We start from the raw sequence: 19,147 nt of genomic DNA, 5'->3' as shown, positions 1-19,147 counted from the left end.
GGCAAGTTTCCACGAACCGCCATCAGCCGGACAGGACGGTCTCGCCTATGCGCACCACATGGCGCCATTCATCGCTGCCCAATGGCTCCTGCGCGCGCCGCTGCCACTCCAGCACCTGGAGGTCCGCCTCTGAAGGATCGCCGCCCTGGCGCGCGCGTGTGACGATCCGTTCGCGCAGGGTGGCCAGGCCGGCATGGCAGTCGACGATGGAAAAGGCAGCGCCCCGGCGCGCGGCCAGCGACGCGAAGCGCCGCCGCTCGGCGCGCGCGAGGAAGGTCGCATCGGCAATCATGGGGAATCCGGCGCCACTGCCTAGCCGGCAGATTGCCAGCAGCCGCCGGTAGACGCGGGCAGTGCGTTGCGCCGTGTAAAGGTCGCCGTGCGCGGCCGGATCGCCATGTGCATCGGCAAACTGATCGCCCAGTTGATCGCCCAGCTGATCACCACGTTTATCGCCACGTTGATGGCCATGTGCAAGCGCAAGACGTTTGCGCTCCACATCGGCGCGCACGCGCACCATGGCCGCGGCCAGCGCGAGCTGGTGGGCAACGGTGCTTTTGCCGCTGCCCGAGAGGCCATGCATGATAGTGATCGCGCCCGGATTGCGCGTCAGCGCGGCGCTGGCCAGCGCGAGCAGATCGTTGCAGCGCATCTGCGCCGCCGCCATTTCCGCGGCGGTGCCGGTTCCCGCCGCGCTGCGCTGGTGGGCCCGCTCGAGCAGCACGCGGGCGCGCACCACGGCGCGCAGCGCCGTGTAGAACGGCAATATCGCCAGGCCGGCATAGTCGCCGCTGCACTCCAGATAGGTATTGATCAGCCAGTAGGCCAGGTCTTGCCGGCTGGCATGGAGCAGATCCATGAAAACAAAGGCGGTATCGCTGATGGTGTCGATCCAGCGTAGCCCGGCATCGAACTCCAGGCAATCGAATGGCGTGGGCTCGCCGTCGATCAAGGCGATGTTGCCAAGGTGCAGGTCGCCGTGGCACTCCCTGACATGGCCGCTTGCCAGCCGCTTGGCAAATGCCGGTTGCAGCGCCACGGCCCGCTCGCGCAGCAGCGCCGCCACGTGTGCCGCCGCGCCGGTGCCCGAGGCGAGGGCGGCAACGCCCGCCATGGCTTGTTGCGCCACCGCTGCGATCCGTGCCGGTGTGCCATGCCCCGTGCCGCCGCTGGCGACCGGCGCGGCCAGGTGGATCGCGGCAAGCCGGCGGGCCAGCGTCTCGACATGGGTGCCGGTTAGCCGGTTCGTCTGTGCCATCGCGCAGAACAGGTCTTGCTGGCGGAAGCGGCGCATCTTTACCGCGTACTCCAGCGCTTGGCCAGTACCCCCTACCCGGACCTCCCCGGGGCCGGGTCCCCCCACGATCGGCACCACGCCGAGGTAGAGCGCCGCCGCCATCCTGCGATTCAGTTCGAGTTCGGCCTGGCAATCCGCCTTGCGGGCGGCCAGCGTGCCGAAGTCGACGAAGTCCAGGCGCACGGGCTTGCGCACCTTGTAGGCAAAGGGCCCGGCAAGGAAGACTTGCGAGATGTGCGTCTCGATGAGGCTGACCTTGCCCACCGGATGCCGGTAAGCCGCGGGTCGCATCAACGCTTGCGTGAGTGCCGCCGGTTCCATGCCGCGCTCTCCCAGGTGCCTGTCTCCCCGATCGGGCAGGTCATGTACCCATGCTATGCGCGTGCCCGGAAGTTAGCTTGATGCGGATCAAGCCGAGTGGCAACCACGCGCCTATATTGAAGCGGAACGAGGATTCGGCGCGGCAGGCCACGGGCGTGACAAGCCGGTGCCCGCAAGCGCCGGCAACCGGAGGCGGCGATGAAGATGACAGTTCCCCACCAAGGTGCCACGGGCGGCTGCGTGCGCCGGCGCGGCCTTGCGGCTTGCCTGGCGGCCATGCTTTGCGCTGGCTGCGCGCCGGGACCGGAGTGGTGGCGGCCGCCCAGGCCCAAGGCCGACTCGGTCGCGCCTGCCGCCTCGATGCATGCCTGGAATGCCATGCGCCTGTCCGATCCGTTGCTGGCAATCGGTGCCGTTGCCATCGAGGCGCCGCGCCAGCCGGCGCCCAGCCAGGTCTAGAGCGCGAAACGGAAATGACCGCTGTGCAGCACGATGTGGTGAGCCGCGGTCATTTCAAACAGCTGCTGCGCCACGCATTCGATATCCTCGCGGTGCCCTTCGAAGGCTTGGATGAGGTCGTCCGGCCGGTACGAACGCGCACCGAAGTGGTCTTCCAGTGCCTCCGCCGTGATCGCGTAGCTGGCCGGGATGCCGTCGACGCTGGCAGCGCACTCGAGACAGAGATCGGCCGGGCGATACGAGGGGATGGTTTTTGCAAAGACGATCTTGATGGTCATGGCATCGACCCCCGGGAAGAGAAACAAGGAAGGTGCAAACAGGACAGCGCAAAAAGGCAGGCGCAATGAAGTGCAAGGCGGAGCACGGAAAAGGTGAGCGCCGCGGGCACGCCGCGGCAGCTTTCTGCCAGTCTAGGCACTACGTTTGCAGCCGCAAGCCGAACCGTGCGCGTTTCCTGATCAACGTCAAGCCAACGTCAACCAGGCGCGCAAGATGGCGGGCCACGCGCTCACTGCTTCCACAAGGCTGGCAGGGGCGGCTTGCGCAACGGCGCCCGCCTAGATGCGGTCCAGCGCGTCAAGATCCAGCAAGGTCACGCGTTTGCCCTTGACCTCGATGAGGCCGTCGCGCTGGAAGCGCGACAAGGTGCGGCTGACGGTCTCGAGCTTCATGCCCAGGTAGCTGCCGATTTCTTCGCGCGTCATGCGCAGCGCGAGGTCGCGCCGGGAGTAGCCGCGCGCATGCTGGCGCGCCGAGATATTGAGCAGGAATGCCGCCACGCGCTGCTCCGCGCACAAGCTGGCGAGCAGCAGCATCACGCCCGATTCGCGCACGATCTCGCTGCTTAGCATGCGGTGCACGTGCTGCTGCAGCGAGCGCATTTCGCGGCAGAGCGCTTCTAGCAGATGGAAGGGAATGACGCACACCGCGCTGTCTTCCAGGGCGATGGCGTCGCAGGCGTGGTGCTCCGTGCAGATGCCATCCAGCCCGAGCGTCTCGCCGGTGAGGAAGAAGCCGCTGACCTGCTCGCAGCCGTTCTGGTGCGCCAACACCGTCTTGAACGATCCGGAACGCAGCGCGTAGATGCTCTGAAAGGCGTCGCCGGCCCGGTAGAGCGCTTCGCCGCGCCGGACCATGCGCCAGTTGTGGATCACGGTATCGAGCCTGGAGCGATCCGCATCGTTCAGGTTGCCGCCCATGCAGATGGCGCGCATGGCGCAGCTTGAGCAATTTGCCTTATGGGACACCGTGGCCGGCGGGGTGGGTTCCAGGGGCAGGAAATCCAGCAATTGGGGGCTGTGAAAGGCCTGGGGCATCGCCGCAGGCGCTTTCGCTTGCTGTTGCAGGTACGCTGACATGGCTGATTCCTTTGTCTCTGGTCTCTGGTCTCTTATCTCTTGCCCCTGGCTGCCCGGACTGGCCCCTGCTGTCGGCCGTGTTTGCCGCCGATGCCGGGCAAAGCGCTGCGCGCACTATGCCGCGGTGTGTTCCGGTGCCGCCGCCCGAGCGGTTAGCTTCTGCGCCGCAAGGCGCAGCAGGGTGCTGCGCAACGCGTCGAATTCCATGGTCTTGTCGAAGAAGTACGACGCGCCGGCCCGCAGGCAAGCACTGCGCATTGGCGGCGCCGGGCAGTTGCTCAGGACGACCACGGTCGCCTGGCGGCGCATTCTTCGCAGGCCCTGCAGTGCGCTCAGCCCCGATCGGCCATACCTGCTCAGGCTGAGGATGACAATGTCGGGCAGCAGGATCTGCGCGGCCAGCAGTGCGGCACGCGGCTCGCGGGCCAGCGCGAGCAGTTCCACTTCCTTGATCGATCTCAGCATCCTGGCCTGCCGCGCGCCGATCAGGACGGAGTCCTCGAGTAGCAGGACGGTCAGGCGTTCAGGAAGCGTCATGGAATCCATGCAATCAAGTATGGCTTGCGCCGTGATGGGCAGAAAGCAGCGGTGGCTGAGAGTGGTGTCGGAAAAAGGCGGGTCCCTGTCAGGCAATCCTGACAAAGGCCATCGGCTATTCGGACGATGGTACCTGCTACGCCCACCTCGCTATATTGCGAACACATCACAGAGGGCGTGTGCATTTCACTCAAATCGCCTACCTTTACAAGAGAGCCTCCGGCGATCCTCGCGGGATCCACGCAGGACTTGCCACCCTTCGGGAGCACTTCGCGACCAGCCATGGCGACCAACGAGCCTCCTTCACCGAATTTGCCCTCCACGCCGAAGACATCGCTTCACGCCACGCTTGGCGAACTGGCAGCAGGCGGCGCCGTGCTCGTGCTCCTGCTGCTGCTGGCACTGTGGTTCATTACCGTGCTTGCCCCCCGGCCAGGCGGCCTGGCCGCGCCGATGCTCGGCGCCTGGGGCCTGGCGGTGGCCGTGATGCTCTCCCTGATGCTGGTGCGGCTGCGGCGGCTGCGGCGCGCGGGGGAAGACAACCTGGCGCGCATCCAGGACAGCGAGGCTCGCCTGGCAGGGATCATCCGTTCGTCGATGGAAGCGATCATCACGGTGGACGAAGCGCAGTGCATCGTGTTGTTCAATCCCACGGCGGAGCGTCTTTTTGGGTACACCGCCGCGCAGGTAACCGGCCACCCCCTGGCGGACCTGATTCCGGCGCGCTTTCGTGTGGCGCATGAGGCGCACGTGCGCCGGTTCGGCGTCACCGGGGTCACGGATCGGCAGATGGGCCAGCAGCGGGTACTGCATGCGCTACGCCAGGACGGCACGGAGTTCCCCATCGAGGCCTCCATCTCCCAGACGCAGGACGGCGCCGGCAAGCTGTTTACCGTCATCCTGCGGGACACCACGGAGCGGGTGAGGGTGGAGACGGCCTTGCGGCAGTCGCGCGAGGAGCTCCAGCAACTCTCCGACCGGGTCCAGGCGTCGCGGGAAGAGGAGCGCCGCCGTATCGCCCGCGAGTTGCACGACGACCTGGGCCAGCGCCTGAGCGCGCTGAAAATGGACCTGGCTATCCTCGCCAGCGACCTCAAGGACGCGGGAACGGCGCCTGCCTTGCTGGACCAGGCCGCCGCCATGCACCTGGTCATCGACGAAACCGTGGCTTCGGTGCGGCGCATCGCCGCCGACCTGCGCCCGGCATTGCTGGACGAGCTTGGCCTGATCCCGGCGATCGAATGGCTGGCAAAGGAGTTCTCCGCCCGCTATGGCGTCAATGTCATCACCCATGCCGCCGAGGAGGAAGACGTCGGCGAGCACGCGGCCACCGCGGTATTCCGTATCGTGCAGGAAGCGCTCAGCAATGTCGTGCAGCATGCCCAGGCCGACCGGGTCGATATCGAGCTGGTTCGCCAGGACGACCATTTTGAGCTGACCGTACGGGACAATGGCCGCGGCAATGCCGCCGCGCAGCCTCCCGGTGGCGAGCGGGTATCGCTGGGGCTGGTGGGGATCCGGGAGCGCGCACGGCTGCTTGGCGGCACCGTAGCGACAAGCCAAGCGCCTGGCGAGGGCTTCTGCCTGACCGTGCGCTTTCCGTTGGCCACGGCCATAAACACCGCCCCAACCACGAGCGAGGAGGCAAGCCCGTGATTCCTGTGATGATTGCCGACGACCACGCCGTGATGCGCGACGGGCTGCGCCACATCCTGAGCCGCGCGGGCGGCTTCGAGGTGGTGGGTGAGGCGGTGGATGGCGCCGCCGTGCTGCAGATGGCGCGCGACTGCAAGGCCCGGGTCATCCTGCTGGACCTCTCCATGCCCGGGCGCAGCGGGCTGGAGCTGATCAGGCAATTGCGCGTGGAGCAGCCCGAGCTGCGTATTCTGGTGCTGACCATGCACGCCGAGGAGCAGTACGTGGTGCGTGCGTTCCGGGCCGGGGCGGCGGGCTACCTGACCAAGGAAAGCGCGGCCACGGAGCTGGTCAGCGCCATCGGCAAGGTCGCCGCGGGCGGCACCTACGTGAGCGCCGCGATGGGCGAGAAGCTGGCCAACAGCCTGCAGGACGAGCACCGGGAGGATCCCCACCTGCGCCTGTCGGACCGCGAGATGGAAGTCTACCGCCGCCTGGTGCTAGGCGAGCCGCTGACCGGGATCGCCGCCGCCTTGTGCGTCAGCGCCAAGACCGTGAGCACCTACAAGATGCGGCTGATGGAAAAGCTGCGGTTGCCCAGCGAGGCGGCGCTGGTGCGCTATGCGATCCAGCATCGCCTGTTTGGCGAAGGCGATATCTAGCCCCTGCGCTTCCTGCGCTTCCTGCGCTTCCCGTGCTTCCTGCGCTTCCTGCGCTTCCTGCGCTTGATCTGGGACAAAGTGCGGCAGGCGCGCTGTGCCACCATGAACTGGACCGGGTCTGCCAGCAGGCATGCTCGCCAATACATGGAGCACATCATGGACTACCGGACCGTGCTGGTCGCGCTCGGAGCGGATCCCGACTGCGCATCCCGCGTCAGGATGGCTGCCGACCTGGCCGCCTCTTTTGGCGCGCATGTCACCGGCGTCAGCGCCACCGGCCTGCGCCTGGACCCGGTCCGGGGCGCGGGCGATGACGTTGCGCGGCATATGGCGGCGTCGCGCGGCAGGCTGCTGTCGCAGGCCACGCTGCAGGGCGAGATACTGAGCGGCACCATGGCGGCGCACGCGCCGGGCGTGCCGTTCTCGCATCGCGTGGTCGAGGAGGAGACCGGCTGGGTCCTGGCCCAGGAGGCCCGCGTAGCCGATCTGGCGGTGATGGCTCGGCCGGAGGCAACGCAGGAAGTGCCTTCCCTGGGCGCCGGGGCCGCCGAGTACGTGCTGCTCAACGCCGGGCGCCCGGTATTGCTGGTGCCGCAGGCGTTTCGCCGGCTGCATGGCGGGCACGTGGCGATCGCATGGGACGGGCAGCGCGAAGCGGCCCGGGCCGTGGCCGATGCCATGCCTTTGCTGCTGCGCGCCAGCCACGTCACCATCATCGGCGTCTGGGACGATCGCGGCGAACCGCGGGCAGACTCGGAGCCGGTGGCCGGCTTGCGGCATTACCTGCAGCGCCATGGCATCGTGGCCGGCGTGCGCAACGTGCAGAAGGCGGGGCCCGTCGCAGCCAGTCTGCTCGACGCGGTTGGCGCGCTGGGGGCCGACATGCTGGTGGCCGGGGGCTACGGGCACTCGCGCATGCGCGAACTGATCATGGGCGGCACCACGCGCACGTTGATGCATCACACGCCGGTGCCTCTGCTGTTGTCGCATTGACGGAGCGCGCCATGCAGCTGCAATTTCTCGGCGCCACCGACACGGTCACGGGATCCAAGTATGTGCTCGACACCGGCCGCAGCCGTGTGATGGTGGACTGCGGGCTGTTCCAGGGCTACAAGGCGCTGCGCCTGCGCAACTGGGACCGCTTGCCGGTCGATCCGTCCACACTGGACGCGGTAGTGCTCACGCATGCGCATATCGACCATAGCGGATACCTGCCGCTGCTGGTGCGCAACGGTTTTCGGGGGCGGGTGTTCTGCACCATGGGCACCGCGCAGCTGTGCCAGATCCTGCTGCCCGACAGCGCCCACCTGGCGCAGGAGGACGCGCACTACGCCAACCGCAAGGGCTACTCGCGGCATCAGCCGGCGTTGCCGCTCTACGACGGCGCGGACGCCGTGCGCGCCTTGCGCCGGCTCGACCCGTTTCACTACGACACGCGGGTGCGGGTGACGTCCGACGTGGAGGCGGAGTTTCATCGCGCCGGACATATCATCGGCTCGGCCATCGTGACGCTGCATGTGGATGGCAAGCGGATCGTGTTTTCCGGCGACCTGGGACGCCAGCAGGACATCGTGATGCGCGCCCCGGAAGTCCTTCGCGAAGCGGATCACTTGCTGGTCGAGTCCACTTACGGCGACCGCGCCCATCCCGCGCATGATCCGCTCGACACGCTGGGCGAGGTCGTCAGCCGCACCATCGGCCGCGGCGGCAGCGTGGTGATTCCCGCGTTTGCCGTCGGGCGCACCCAGGCGCTGCTGTACTGCCTCTACAAGCTGCGCGAGCAAAACCGCATTCCCCAGGTGCCGGTCTACCTCAACAGCCCAATGGCGATCGACGCCACCACGATCTTCGCCCTGCACCCGGACGAACTGCGGATCGACCGCGCGGCCTGCACGGCGGCCTGCCATATCGCCATCCTGATCCAGAGCATGCAGCAGTCCATGTGGCTCAACCGTGACCGCGCGCCCAAGATCATCCTGGCCGGCAGCGGTATGGCAACCGGCGGGCGGGTGGTGCATCACCTGGAGACCTATGGCCAGGATGCGCGCAATACGATCTTGCTCTCGGGCTTCCAGGCCGCCGGCACCCGCGGCGCGGCGCTGGCCTCGGGCATGCGTGAACTGCGCATCCATGGCAAGCAGGTTGCGATCCAGGCCTCGGTGGAGCAGATCACTTCGCTCTCGGCCCATGCCGATGCCGATGAGCTGATGACGTGGCTTGGCGGCTTCGGCAGCCCGCCCCGGCAGACCTTTGTGGTGCATGGCGAGCCGTGCGCGAGCGACGCCCTGCGCCTGCGGATCGAGCGGGAGCTGCGCTGGGCGGTCACGATGCCGGAGTATCTTCGTTCGTACGCGCTGGATTAGGCGGGCATGGCAAGCGGTGGCCGGCGGCATCCCCGCCGGCGTCTCAGCAATATCTCAGCCGGCATGAGCGGCGCGCTTGTGCGTAGCAGCACCGGTGCTGGTGGCGGTCCCGTCCAGGGTGGCCGCCGCCTGGCTGAATTTTTCGAACATAGCCTGCACTTGCGTGGGCAGCGAGGCGGTGCTCCCGGCCTGCTGCAGCGCCGCGGCCTGGCAGCGCTGCCAGGTCTCTGCGGCTTCCCGCAGTTGTTCCACCATGGCGGTCTGGTTGTGAATGGCGAGATTCATCCAGGCTTGCATCCGCTGTGCATAATGCTCGGCCTGGTTGCGCAGGAAGGTCGCCGGCAGGGTGGCGAGCGTGGCGAAGTCGCCGGCATTCGCCAGCTGCGCGCCTGCGTCGTGCAAGGTCTTGATATCCTTGCGTACCGCATCGAGCTGGAGTTCGAGAAAGCGCTGCCGGCTCTCCTGCATCAGGGTCAGCGCGCGCAGGCCCGCCTCGCAATTGGCGGTGAAGCATGCGAGGGGGACGTCGGTCTGGTCTGTCATGGTGAATCTCCTGGATGCGCGCGGTAACGCGATAGTGCGGTAATGCGCGTGGATTGCTGCTGAGCCGCTCACTGTTGTCAACGGTCAGGGCGAGACTGTCTTACCGGGCCTGTCTCACGCAAGTCGCGCGACCACGGCAAATCACGGTTTCGCCCATCAGATGATTCTAGAAGCGTGCCGCCGGCGCTTGTTGATCCGCATCAAGCTTGCGGCACATCAAGCCGGTTGCGCAAGCATGGGCCAGACTGAATGCCATGGTGCCGGTAAGCTGGACCGTTTCCGGGGGGATAGCATGGATCACACGGTCGTGGCATTTAGCGTCGCGCTCGGGATCGGTCTTGCGATCGGGCTGGAGCGGGAGCGCAGCCAGGCGGCGGAAGGTGCCGAGGCGCCGGCTGGCTTGCGCACGTTTGCCATTGCCAGCGTCGGCGGCGCGCTGGGCGCGTTCTTGCCCAACGCCGGGTTGTTGCCGGCGGTCCTGCTGGCGATCGCCGGCCTGGCCGCCCTGGGCTACCGCCACACCGCGGCCAGGGATCCCGGCATGACCACGGAGATGGCGTTGCTGTGCACGGTCTTGCTCGGCGCGCTGGCGGTCACGCATCCGGCGCTTGCCGCCGGGATTGCCACTGTCCTTGCGATCCTGCTGCACGGCAAGGCAACCCTGCACGGCCTGGTGCGCAACGCGCTGAGCCGGCAGGAGCTGAGCGATGCCTTGATGCTGGCGGTGGCGGCGCTGGTGATCTGGCCTTTGCTGCCCGACCGCTACATGGGCCCGTTCGACGCCTGGAACCCGCGCACGCTCTGGCTGGTGGCGATGCTGGTGATGCTGATGGGCGCTGCCGGGCATATCGCCACGCGGCTGTTCGGCGAGCGGGTGGGCCTGCCGGTGACCGGCCTGTTTGGTGGCTTCGTCTCCAGCGCGGCGACCATCGGCTCGATGGCGGCGATGGTGCGCAAGGCGCCCGGCCTACGCGATGCGGCCGTGGCGGCCGCGCTGCTTTCCAGCGTGGCCACGTTCGTGCAGATGCTGCTGTTGCTGGCGGCGACCAGCGCGGCAGCGCTCAGGGCATTAGCATTGCCCCTCGCGGCCGGACTGACGGCAATGGGCCTCTATGCCGGCTTCTGGCTCTGGCTGGCAGCGCGCAGGCCAGCCGCGCAGGATGGTGCGCAAGAAGGCGCACAGGACGGCGCACAACTGGCGGGCCCCTCGCTGGACTGGCGCGTAGCGGCAGGGTTCGTGCTGCTCATGGCCTTGCTCTTGCTGGCCAATGGCGCCACGCGAGCATGGTCCGGGCCCGGGATGCTGATGATGGTGGCCGTGGCCGGCGGGTTTGCCGATGCGCATGCTGCAACCGTGTCGGTTGCCGCGCAGGTGGCGGCGGGACGCATGTCGGCAGAGGCGGCGGTGTGGCCGGTGCTGGCGGCCTTTTCCGCCAATACCGCTACCAAGATCGTGCTGGCTGCCGCGGGCGGGCGTGCCTTTGCGTTGCGTGTCGGTGCGGGGCTTGTGCTGGCTGCCGCAGTGACCTGGGCCGCAGCGCTCGCGCTGGTGTCGTTGCGCTGATGCCGGCCCGGGCACGCTATGCAGCGCGTGCAGCGGGCAGATCGTCAGGCGTCCCCCAGCGCGTGATACAGCTCGTCTTCCTGCGCGAAATGCAGGCGCAGGATCGCGTTGAGCTCATAGAGCAGGCGCCGGACTTCCTGCGCGCTTTCCAGGTCGATGCCGTCCGCGGGCTGGTCCGCGGCGATGCGCTCCAGCATGCCGACCAGGTGGAAGATCTCGCGATGCCCGCCGCTGAGCGCGGCCAGCGGGTCCTGGCCGCCGAGGCGCCGCGCGAGTTCCGGATAGAGGTCGGCATCGTCGTGGATCTCGTGCGCGAGCAATTGCTCGCGCAGCGCCTGGTTGAGCGCTGCCAGTTCGGCTGCGGCGGCTTGGCCGGGGAGGCTGGCTACGCGATCCGCCATCGATCTCACCTGGTCGAGCACCTGCCCCAGTTCGCTATGCTCGGTCTTCAGTCTGGTGGCCTCGGCCGCCGTGATGTGTGCGGGCTGCCATTCAGGCCCTGGCTTGCGTGCCCGCAGCGCGTTGAGAATCGCAACGACATCGATCAGTTCTTGCAGCAGCGCGCCCGCCACTGGCGGCAGGTAGCCGAATGCGGCCGCGATCATGGCCGCCAGCGACAGCGCCATGCCCGCCACCACGCTTTGCACGGCGATGCGGCGCGTGCGCCGGGCGATCTGCATCGCCTCGGCCAGGCGGTCCAGGCGGTCGACCAGAAGTACCACGTCCGCAGCCTGCGCCGACGCGGCCGCGCCTGCCGCGCCCATTGCCACGCCGACGTCGGCGGCGGCCAGCGCGGGCGCGTCGTTGACGCCGTCGCCAACCATGATGACCGTATCGTTGCGCTGCGCCTCGCGAATTGCCGCGAGCTTTTGCGCGGGCGTCTGCTGGGCGCGCACTTGCGTCACACCCAGCATCGCGCCTGTCATCTGCGCCACGTCGTCGCGGTCGCCGGTCAGCATCACCATGCGCTGGATGCCGGCCTGCCTGAGCAGCCTGAGCGCGCGGGGCGTGTCAAGCCGGATCTGGTCCGCAAGCTGCAGCGCGCCGCGCATAGCGCCATCGACACCAAGAAAGACGGCCGCTGCGCCTTCATGGCCCATGCGCCGTACCCATGCCGTGCTCCACGGCGTGGGTGTGGTTGTGCTGGCCACATGCGCCAGGGACCCGATGGTGACCACATGCCTGCCGATCCTGCCACGCAGGCCGGCGCCGGGATCCTCGACGATCTCGCCCGGCAACGCCAGTGCCAGGCCGCGCTCGCGCGCCGTGGCGACCAGCGCGCGGGAGCTGGCATGCACGGAGGCCTGTGCCAGCGAAGCTGCCAGGCGAAGCACTTCGTCCTGCGCGTGTCCCGGCGCCGCCTCGATGGCCGAGACGCGGGCCTGGCCCGTGGTCAGGGTTCCGGTTTTGTCGAAAAACAGCACGCGGCACTGCGCCAGCCGCTCCAGCGCACCGCCGCTCTTGACCAGGATGCCCCGGCTGGCAGCGCGCGACATGCCGCAGACGATGGCCACCGGCACCGCCAGGATCAGCGGGCAGGGGGTGGCCACCACCAGCACCGCGAGTGCCCGGCGCGCATCGCCGGTCATGATCCAGGCCGCGCCGGCCACGGCCAGCGCCAGCGGCACCAGCAGCAGGGCGTAGCGGTCGGCCAGGCGCATGGACGGGCTGCGGCTTTGCTGCGCCTCCATCACAAGGCGGACAATGCCCGAGTAGGTACTTTGCGCCGCCGTGGCGCCAGCGAGCATCTCGAACGGCGCGCCGGCATTGACCACGCCGCTGCGCAGTGGCTCGCCCGGCGCGCGGCGCTGCGGCATGGCCTCGCCGGTCAGGGTGGATTCATCCAGTTCGGCAGCCTGGAGCAGCGTCCCATCGGCTGGCACCACTTCGCCCGCGCGTACCAGCAGCCGGTCGCCGGGGTGCACAAGCTCCAGCGGTACCGGGCGCCATTCGCCGCCTTCGAAGCGGCTGGCTTCGCGCGGCGCGTGGCGCAGCAGCGCGCTCATCTCGCTGGCGGCGCGCGCTTGCGCATAGCTCTCCAGTGCGCGTCCGCTGGCCAGCATCAGGGCAATCACAGCGGCGGCAAAGTGCTCGCCCAGCCACCATGCGAAGCCGATGGCCAGCAGAGCCAGGACATCCACGCCGGCCTTGCGGTGCCACGCCGCGAGCACGGTGCTGGCGGCCAGGGCAATCAGCACCGGCAGGACGCCGATCAGCCACACGGTGCGCGCGAGCGCCGCCGATTCGAACCAGTACAGCAGCGATCCGGCGCTCAGCGTGAGCGCGCAGGTCGCCAGCAGCCCGAGGTTGAGCCAGCGGTGGTGGCGAGGCTGCGCAGGCGCCATATTGCCTTCGATCCTCCATCAATCCGCTATCGATCCGCTATCGATCGGCCATCAATCGCGGCGCGAGACCGACATGGCGACAAGCACCCCGCATACGGCGGCAACCGCCGCGGCCGCGCCCAGCGCACGCCATGGGTGCGCCTGCACGTACGCTTCTCCCGCATCGGCCAGATCGCGCACCTGGCCGCGGCCTTGCGCCTGCAGCTCGCGCAGGCGCAGTTGCAGCGCCTCCAGCCGCACCTTGAACTGTTCGCGGGCCTGGCCGGCTTGCTCGCCGGTCAAGGCGGCGGCGTCGCGCAGCAATGCCTGCACATCGGCTAGCAAGACGTTGACATCGCGCTGTAGCGCGGCGCGGTGTACGGAAAATACGGATCTGACGTCGTTCATGGCGCACTCCTGGCGGGTGGAAACGATGAAGGTACGGCGGGATGAAGCTAAGCCACATACCACTATAGGTTCGGCGCCCGCCCGGCGGTTGATCGCCATCAAGCCTGGGGCGGATGAAGGGCGCAGCCCACCCCCCGGTCGTTTCCCGATACCGCTCGCATCCTCCCGCAAGCGGATACAGCGGGGGCCGGCCGCTAGTGCCCGGCCCGGGCCGCGGCCCGCTGCGGCATCAGCAGCAGGCAAAGCGCCATGAAGCCCAGCAGCGCTGCCGAAGCACTGAAGCGGCCCAGTGCCAGCCCGCCGGATTGCAGGGGTTTGTCGAGGAAGTCGCCCACCACCGCCCCGAGCGGGCGCGTCAGGATAAAGGCCGCCCAGAACAGCAGGGTGCGTGAGACCCGCGTGCGGTAGTAGGCCAGGGCTAGCAATGCCAGCAGCGAGCCGAAGATCGCCATGCCGCCCACGTAACCCATCCCGGCCGTGTCGGCGGTCCAGTCTCCCAGCGCCGTGCCAAGCGTCTGCGAGAACATGATGGTGACCCAGTAGCACAGCTCGGCGCGCGGCGAATGCACGCTGTCGACCGAGACCGTGCCAAGCCAGCGATACCACAACGCCAGCGACAGCAGCAACAGCAGCGCCAGCAACGTGGATCCCCCGGCGTAGCCGATGCCGAGCGAGCGGTCCGCGAAGTCCGCCAGGGTCGTGCCGACCGTGGTGGTGGCCACGATGGTGGCCCAGTACAGCAGCGGCTGGAAGCGCGTGGCGCGAACCTGGGCGTAGACCACCACCAGGAACACCGCCGCAAAGATCGCAGTGCTGACCAGGTAGCCCAGTCCCATCGTCATGGACAGCGCATCGCCGCCGGTCTCTCCGAGCGTGGTCGCGGCGATCTTGATCAGCCAGAATGCCAGTGTGACTTCCGGCACTTTGCTGGCCGCCGCGGTGCTGGCCTCGTAGCTGGGGCGTGCTGTCATGTTGAACTCCTTCGACGTTAGGCTTGGCGCGGCGGACTCCTGCCACCGCAAGGATTGCCAGATACTAGTTCGCGCGGGATTAAGGCAGCATTAAGGCCGTGTTGCGGCGCAACGGGCGGGGCGGAGGACGAAAGTTGACTATCAGCCGCTGGCGCGTGGTGGCGGGAGGCTTATCGCGTCAAGCCCGAACGTGACAATCCCGAATGTGACGGGTTTCGACGTCAGAAGACGCCAAGCGCAAGACCTGCCGCCAGGCCAGCGCCCAGTTCGGCACAGCGCGCCAGGTCCTCGGCGCCGATCTCCTTGTGTGCCAGAATGCGTTCGGGCGTCTGTGCATGGGTGCAGACGATCAGGCCCGGCGCCACACACTTGAGCCGCCAGCCGGTAGCGATGCGTTCGACCTGGCGCAGCGCGTTCTGCCCGTCGCTGCCGGCACAGATCATGGCCGCGTACGGGCGGCCGTTCACACGGTCAAGCGCCGCGTAGTAGCAGCGATCAAAGAAGTCTTTCATCAGCCCGGACATCGCGGCCAGGTTCTCCGGCGTCGCGAACAAATAGCCGTCGGCCGCCAGCACATCGTCCGGACCGGTCTCGGCCGCTCGCTGCAGCCTGACCGCGATGTCAGGCTGCATACGCGCCGCGTCGGCCGCCGCCTCGGCCATCTGCTTTGTTCCCCCGGTCATCGTGTGGTAGACGATCAGCAGCGTCTTCATTTGTTCCTACTCGCCATCCGCCGGTACGTTGCGAACTCTATCACGCCCCAAACACCAGCTAGCCGAGGAAAGGCCGCGGTAGTTCACGACGTGAACCTGGTAGAGAGAATCTGTGAGCGCTTGCACGAGAAGAGCGGCCCCATCGTTCTCGAAATAGGACTCTGTCGCCCACTTTGGCAGTCTACCGGCCATGCCGCCTCACCCCTATGCTCTAGCCGCGACGACACGATGGAATCCAATCATGCTCTTGAGCGGCGAGCCCATTGATGAACCTATCGTGGGTTACGGTCACCTTCGTGATGAACAGCAAGGAAGACATCGTCCAGGCCTAGGCCGACTTCAACAGTGGGCGCTTTGGTCAGATGGTTAGGTAGTTCCTGTTCTGCCGCCACAGGGCGGCAGAGCATTCAATACTTGGTGCAGACGCACCTTCACCCCAAGGAGAAGCACGATGAGCACACCTGCTAACTTCAATGGCCAGCGCCCGATGATTGACCCCAGTGATTCGGCCATGCTGCTGATCGACCATCAGAGCGGTTTGTTCCAGACTGTGGGCGATATGCCCATGCCAGAACTGCGCGCCCGTGCCGCAGCCTTGGCAAGGATGGCTACGCTTTCCAAGCTGCCGGTCATCACCACGGCCTCCGTGCCGCAAGGGCCCAATGGTCCGCTGATCCCGGAGATTCACGAGAACGCGCCGCACGCCCAGTATGTCGCCCGCAAAGGCGAAATCAATGCTTGGGACAATCCGGATTTCGTGGCGGCGGTGAAGGCCACCGGCCGCAAGACGCTGATCATCGCGGGCACCATTACGAGCGTGTGCATGGCCTTTCCCTCGATTAGCGCTGTCGCGGATGGCTACAGGGTTTTCGCCGTCGTCGATGCGTCTGGCACATACTCGAAGATGGCTCAAGAGATCACGCTTGCCCGTGTTGTACAGGCTGGGGTGGTACCGATGGACACTGCCGCGGTCGCTTCGGAACTGCAGAAGACCTGGCATAGGGATGATGCCATGCAGTGGGCCGAGATCTACACCAAGATCTTCCCGGCGTACCAGTTGCTGATCGAGAGCTACACCAAGGCCCAGAACGTGGTGAAGGACAGCGAGATGCTGGACTCGGCGCGCTGATGCTTCGCACCGCTGCTATGCGGAATACCTTCGGGCATTCACATACGGCAACTGTCAAGCGAGGGGCCATCGGCTCGATGGCTTCCCTCCGATTCCAGCCCTGAGAGCAACTTCGCGCGTGCCGGTGCGCCGCTTGATAGTAGGCTTCACGCCTGTTCCGTCCACGTCGTTCCAAATCTGGGACACTGATATGCGCTAGCGGTATCTATTCGGTCGCTTGCGCCGAACGCATAATTCGGGGTTTTCGCGCGAAGTCCAGCCAGGAGGGGCGGCGGGCCGGGGAATTGTTCGCCATGCCGATGGAATCCTCTTGATTTGTGTTCACTTCCAACGCGATCAAGGTGTCACCAACAACAAGAATTCATCTTCACAAGGCTTTTGTCATGCTTCGATCTGTCTTCTCCTTCGTCCTGATTTCCAGTGCGTTTGCCAGCGCCGCCGCGCTTGCCGCGCCCGCCAGCGAGGATGCCGCGTGGTTCGAGCCGGTTCGTCTTGGGGCAGCACTGGGTGCGGGCGGCGATGCCTCGATCGCACGCCTGGAGGCGCGATGGAACCTGAAGACCGACCTTTGGGCGACGAGCTCGCGGTCAGTCCGTGTTCGCCTGGGTCTCGAAGCTTCCGTGGGTGGTTGGAATCCACATGGCAGCAATAGCAACCTCATGGGCGATGTGGGCTTTACACCCATCTTCCGGGTTCAGGGTGCCGGCCGCTCGGGGCCCTTCGCCGAGGTTGGCGCCGGCGTGCACCTGCTGTCGCGCACGCGCATCTCGGACTCAAAAGTATTCTCGACGGCGTTCCAGTTTGGCGATCGCATTGCCGCCGGCTATCGGTTTGGCGACGCGATCGACTCGGAACTGGGGGTGCGCTTCCAGCACTACTCCAACGCCGGCATCAAGGAGCCGAACCCCGGCATCAACTTCTACATGCTTCAGTACTCGGCCCGCTTCTAAAAGGGATTCATCCGACTTTCGTGTGGGTCGATGCATCGCTGGGCTAAATCCAGCGCTGCCGTAGCTCCCCTCTCCCGCATTGCGGGAGAGGGGTTGGGGGAGAGGGCGGGCCTGCGCAAGAGCGAGGCGCATGACGTTGAGCGAGCGCCCGCCCTCTCCCCCGGCCCCTCTCCCATTTCATGGGAGAGGGGAGCAAACCAGCGTATTGCTTCCCGCCACTTACCCACGCGAAAGTCTGAAGAACCCTAAAAGGCTTGCGCCCGGGCTCAGGCGGGAGCGATGCCGTAGCGGCGGCCAATGCGCAGCAACAGCGCGTCGAGTTCCTGAAGGATCGGTCTGCGGTCGTCGGCCCGCCATACCAGTGCCGATGGCATGGCCGGCAGGTCGATCTCGACAAACGCGACCCGGCACCATGCGCACCAGCCGCTCCTGCGGCACGCACAGCAGGCGCTGGTCCCGTCCGCCGTGATCGGGGCGTGGCCATCGAGTACGAGCAATAGACCCTCCGTTAGTCTGCTTCGACCACGATCGCCTTGCGCTCGATATTCAGCTCCAGACGCTGCGTTTCGCGCTCGATTCCCAGCCTCACAGAAGTCGCCGGCTGACCTCGAATCAGATCCGTGATCTGGGTGAGCGACATCGCGGAGGTCAACCGGTCGTCGACCGTCGTGATCCGGTCGCCTGGTTTCACGCCGGCGAGTTCAGCCGGCGCGCCGGGAATCACAGCGTGCACGAGCGCACCCGTGCTATGCAGCGGCGTGGCGATGACGATACCGATGCCGACGAGCGATTGCGTCGCAGCCGGCAGTTTCAGCCACTTACCCGGCATGGCGGGATAACAGTCGGTGCACTGCAGCGAACCGTCACGCTCGCGCTGGAAGTGAAACGTCGGCTTCTCCGCCGATGCACATCCTTCGGCCCGCATCGTATCGAACAACGCCAAGCCATGTTCGTTCTGGCACGCGCCCATCGTATTGAACATCATCGGCAACGGCGGGTCGGCCAGGATGCCGAACGACACATACGCGATGTCGCCCTTCACCACGATCGCCGGCTGAGCTGGCTCGCGAAGTTGCCCTTTGCGCCACGCGGCCCATGCGGTCTTCAGATCCGGATAGGATGCGGGTACGTAGGTGCCGTTGAGCGGACCGCCCGGATTTGCCGGGCGCTGCCGCAGTCCGGGCGGCACGATGATGCTCGGAAGGTACTGCGGCGCCGCGTCCTCGCTGCGCAATTGGCCGTCTCTGAATGTCAGCATGAACAGTTTGCCGGCACGTTCGGCGAGCCCCTGTCCGGCTCCATTGAAATCCGCGACTACGTCATAGGCGGGCACCTTGACCGGCTGTCCTTTGCTGTCGACGAATCTCGTCAGATTGTCTTTGCGCACTTGGATCAAGCCGATGGTGTTCAGCGTTTCGGTTCGGACGCTCTGGTAGATGAAGGGCAGCACGAGCTTGCCCGTGTTCGCGTCAAGCACGCCGTATTGCGAGCCGAGCCGGGCCTTGGCCAGGCCCGGGAACTCGATGTCCAGACGGTCGTAGCCGGTGTCGTTGAGCGGCTTGCCGTTCTTGTAGAGGTAGTACTTGCCGTCGCGCTTGGTCACTTGCGAGGCGACTGCGGCCGTCGTGGCGTCGGCCGATTCGCTTGCTGCCAACGCGGGTGACGCGATCAGCATCTGGGATAACAGTGCAAGGACTGCGGCCAAGATCGGCTTGCTGCCGCGCCGTGCGGCCTTGCGCGACGTGTGCACGGTACGGTGAGGCGTGGCACCGCTGATTATTGTCGATTGCATTGGTTCGTCCTTTCTTATGGCTGATGATCGTCGCGACCGAAGATGGCCTGACGCCAGCCGCGCGGCTGCAAGCTGGTTCGCCCAGCACCTGGGCAAGCCGGCGCAAGGGCGATGATCCTCA

19 protein-coding genes are annotated in these 19,147 nt (G+C 66.7%); 8 read left to right on the top strand and 11 right to left on the bottom strand.

The features are described 5' to 3' along the window. Nucleotides 1–22: 22 nt before the first annotated feature. Complete coding sequence (locus AC1Q7Q_RS32060) at nt 23–1,618, bottom strand: bifunctional aminoglycoside phosphotransferase/ATP-binding protein (RefSeq protein ID WP_492374942.1); 1,596 nt, start codon at nt 1,616–1,618, stop codon at nt 23–25. A 204-nt stretch (nt 1,619–1,822) separates the two neighbouring features. Here AC1Q7Q_RS32060 and AC1Q7Q_RS32055 point away from each other — a divergent pair, with 204 nt between their 5' ends. Continuing rightward, entirely contained in the window at nt 1,823–2,077 is a 255-nt protein-coding gene (locus AC1Q7Q_RS32055; protein ID WP_492374943.1) for a hypothetical protein, read from the top strand. On the opposite strand, the gene AC1Q7Q_RS32050 is transcribed toward AC1Q7Q_RS32055, so the two are convergent. The 3 genes from AC1Q7Q_RS32050 to AC1Q7Q_RS32040 all read right to left on the bottom strand — a co-directional run bounded on the left by AC1Q7Q_RS32050 (nt 2,074) and on the right by AC1Q7Q_RS32040 (nt 3,972). Continuing rightward, entirely contained in the window at nt 2,074–2,355 is a 282-nt protein-coding gene (locus tag AC1Q7Q_RS32050; RefSeq protein WP_174425406.1) for a DUF1488 family protein, read from the bottom strand. The two genes, AC1Q7Q_RS32055 and AC1Q7Q_RS32050, sit on opposite strands and share 4 nt — an antisense overlap. Nucleotides 2,356–2,634: 279 nt before the next feature. Further along, nucleotides 2,635–3,435: a helix-turn-helix domain-containing protein gene (locus AC1Q7Q_RS32045; protein WP_492374944.1), complete on the bottom strand. Its 801-nt coding sequence runs from the start codon at nt 3,433–3,435 to the stop codon at nt 2,635–2,637. Between the two features lie 114 nt (nt 3,436–3,549). Then, nucleotides 3,550–3,972, bottom strand: coding sequence for a response regulator (locus tag AC1Q7Q_RS32040; protein WP_492374945.1), 423 nt, complete (start codon nt 3,970–3,972; stop codon nt 3,550–3,552). 282 nt (nt 3,973–4,254) lie between these two features. Between AC1Q7Q_RS32040 and AC1Q7Q_RS32035 the strand changes: the two genes are divergently transcribed. The 4 genes from AC1Q7Q_RS32035 (at nt 4,255) to AC1Q7Q_RS32020 (ending at nt 8,632) form a co-directional block, all read left to right on the top strand. Beyond that, a complete protein-coding gene (locus AC1Q7Q_RS32035) occupies nt 4,255–5,628 on the top strand; it encodes a PAS domain-containing sensor histidine kinase (protein ID WP_492374946.1) in 1,374 nt (457 codons plus the stop codon). Beyond that, nucleotides 5,625–6,269 carry a response regulator gene (locus AC1Q7Q_RS32030; protein WP_492374947.1) on the top strand — a complete coding sequence of 215 codons (645 nt, stop codon included), beginning with the start codon at nt 5,625–5,627 and terminating at the stop codon, nt 6,267–6,269. The genes AC1Q7Q_RS32035 and AC1Q7Q_RS32030 overlap by 4 nt, the downstream gene beginning before the upstream one ends. Nucleotides 6,270–6,425: 156 nt before the next feature. Then, nucleotides 6,426–7,262: a universal stress protein gene (locus AC1Q7Q_RS32025; RefSeq protein ID WP_492374948.1), complete on the top strand. Its 837-nt coding sequence runs from the start codon at nt 6,426–6,428 to the stop codon at nt 7,260–7,262. An 11-nt stretch (nt 7,263–7,273) separates the two neighbouring features. After that, entirely contained in the window at nt 7,274–8,632 is a 1,359-nt protein-coding gene (locus tag AC1Q7Q_RS32020; protein WP_492374949.1) for an MBL fold metallo-hydrolase RNA specificity domain-containing protein, read from the top strand. A gap of 54 nt (nt 8,633–8,686) precedes the next feature. Here the strand turns inward: AC1Q7Q_RS32020 and AC1Q7Q_RS32015 are convergent, their stop codons facing one another. Further along, nucleotides 8,687–9,175 (bottom strand): phasin family protein, encoded by a 489-nt coding sequence (locus AC1Q7Q_RS32015; RefSeq protein ID WP_492374950.1) that lies wholly within the window; start codon nt 9,173–9,175, stop codon nt 8,687–8,689. Nucleotides 9,176–9,467: 292 nt separating this feature from the next. On the opposite strand from AC1Q7Q_RS32015, the gene AC1Q7Q_RS32010 reads away from it, so the two are divergent. Continuing rightward, a complete protein-coding gene (locus tag AC1Q7Q_RS32010; protein WP_492374951.1) occupies nt 9,468–10,739 on the top strand; it encodes an MgtC/SapB family protein in 1,272 nt (423 codons plus the stop codon). A 44-nt stretch (nt 10,740–10,783) separates the two neighbouring features. Here AC1Q7Q_RS32010 and AC1Q7Q_RS32005 read toward each other — a convergent pair whose 3' ends face one another. The 4 genes from AC1Q7Q_RS32005 to AC1Q7Q_RS31990 form a co-directional block, all read right to left on the bottom strand. Beyond that, nucleotides 10,784–13,084 carry a heavy metal translocating P-type ATPase gene (locus AC1Q7Q_RS32005; protein WP_492374952.1) on the bottom strand — a complete coding sequence of 767 codons (2,301 nt, stop codon included), beginning with the start codon at nt 13,082–13,084 and terminating at the stop codon, nt 10,784–10,786. A gap of 51 nt (nt 13,085–13,135) precedes the next feature. Then, nucleotides 13,136–13,471, bottom strand: a complete 336-nt coding sequence (locus AC1Q7Q_RS32000; RefSeq protein WP_492374953.1) for an ElaB/YgaM/YqjD family protein — start codon at nt 13,469–13,471, stop codon at nt 13,136–13,138. 194 nt (nt 13,472–13,665) lie between these two features. Beyond that, nucleotides 13,666–14,442 (bottom strand): COG4705 family protein, encoded by a 777-nt coding sequence (locus tag AC1Q7Q_RS31995; RefSeq protein WP_492374954.1) that lies wholly within the window; start codon nt 14,440–14,442, stop codon nt 13,666–13,668. A gap of 221 nt (nt 14,443–14,663) precedes the next feature. Beyond that, nucleotides 14,664–15,155, bottom strand: a complete 492-nt coding sequence (locus tag AC1Q7Q_RS31990) for a flavodoxin family protein (RefSeq protein ID WP_492374955.1) — start codon at nt 15,153–15,155, stop codon at nt 14,664–14,666. 451 nt (nt 15,156–15,606) lie between these two features. Here AC1Q7Q_RS31990 and AC1Q7Q_RS31985 point away from each other — a divergent pair, with 451 nt between their 5' ends. Both AC1Q7Q_RS31985 and AC1Q7Q_RS31980 read left to right on the top strand, forming a co-directional pair. Then, nucleotides 15,607–16,284, top strand: coding sequence for an isochorismatase family protein (locus tag AC1Q7Q_RS31985; protein ID WP_492374956.1), 678 nt, complete (start codon nt 15,607–15,609; stop codon nt 16,282–16,284). A gap of 317 nt (nt 16,285–16,601) precedes the next feature. Further along, complete coding sequence (locus AC1Q7Q_RS31980; protein ID WP_492374957.1) at nt 16,602–17,234, top strand: acyloxyacyl hydrolase; 633 nt, start codon at nt 16,602–16,604, stop codon at nt 17,232–17,234. 266 nt (nt 17,235–17,500) lie between these two features. On the opposite strand, the gene AC1Q7Q_RS31975 is transcribed toward AC1Q7Q_RS31980, so the two are convergent. Together AC1Q7Q_RS31975 and AC1Q7Q_RS31970 are read right to left on the bottom strand one after the other, a co-directional pair. Beyond that, nucleotides 17,501–17,731: a hypothetical protein gene (locus AC1Q7Q_RS31975; protein ID WP_492374958.1), complete on the bottom strand. Its 231-nt coding sequence runs from the start codon at nt 17,729–17,731 to the stop codon at nt 17,501–17,503. Nucleotides 17,732–17,742: 11 nt separating this feature from the next. Beyond that, on the bottom strand, nt 17,743–19,026 hold the full coding sequence (locus AC1Q7Q_RS31970) for a PDZ domain-containing protein (RefSeq protein ID WP_492374959.1): 1,284 nt from the start codon (nt 19,024–19,026) through the stop codon (nt 17,743–17,745). Nucleotides 19,027–19,147 lie beyond the last annotated feature (121 nt).

Source organism: Cupriavidus sp. GW823-FHT07A04, from assembly GCF_058794615.1.
This window is presented reverse-complemented; position numbering and strand designations above follow the sequence as displayed.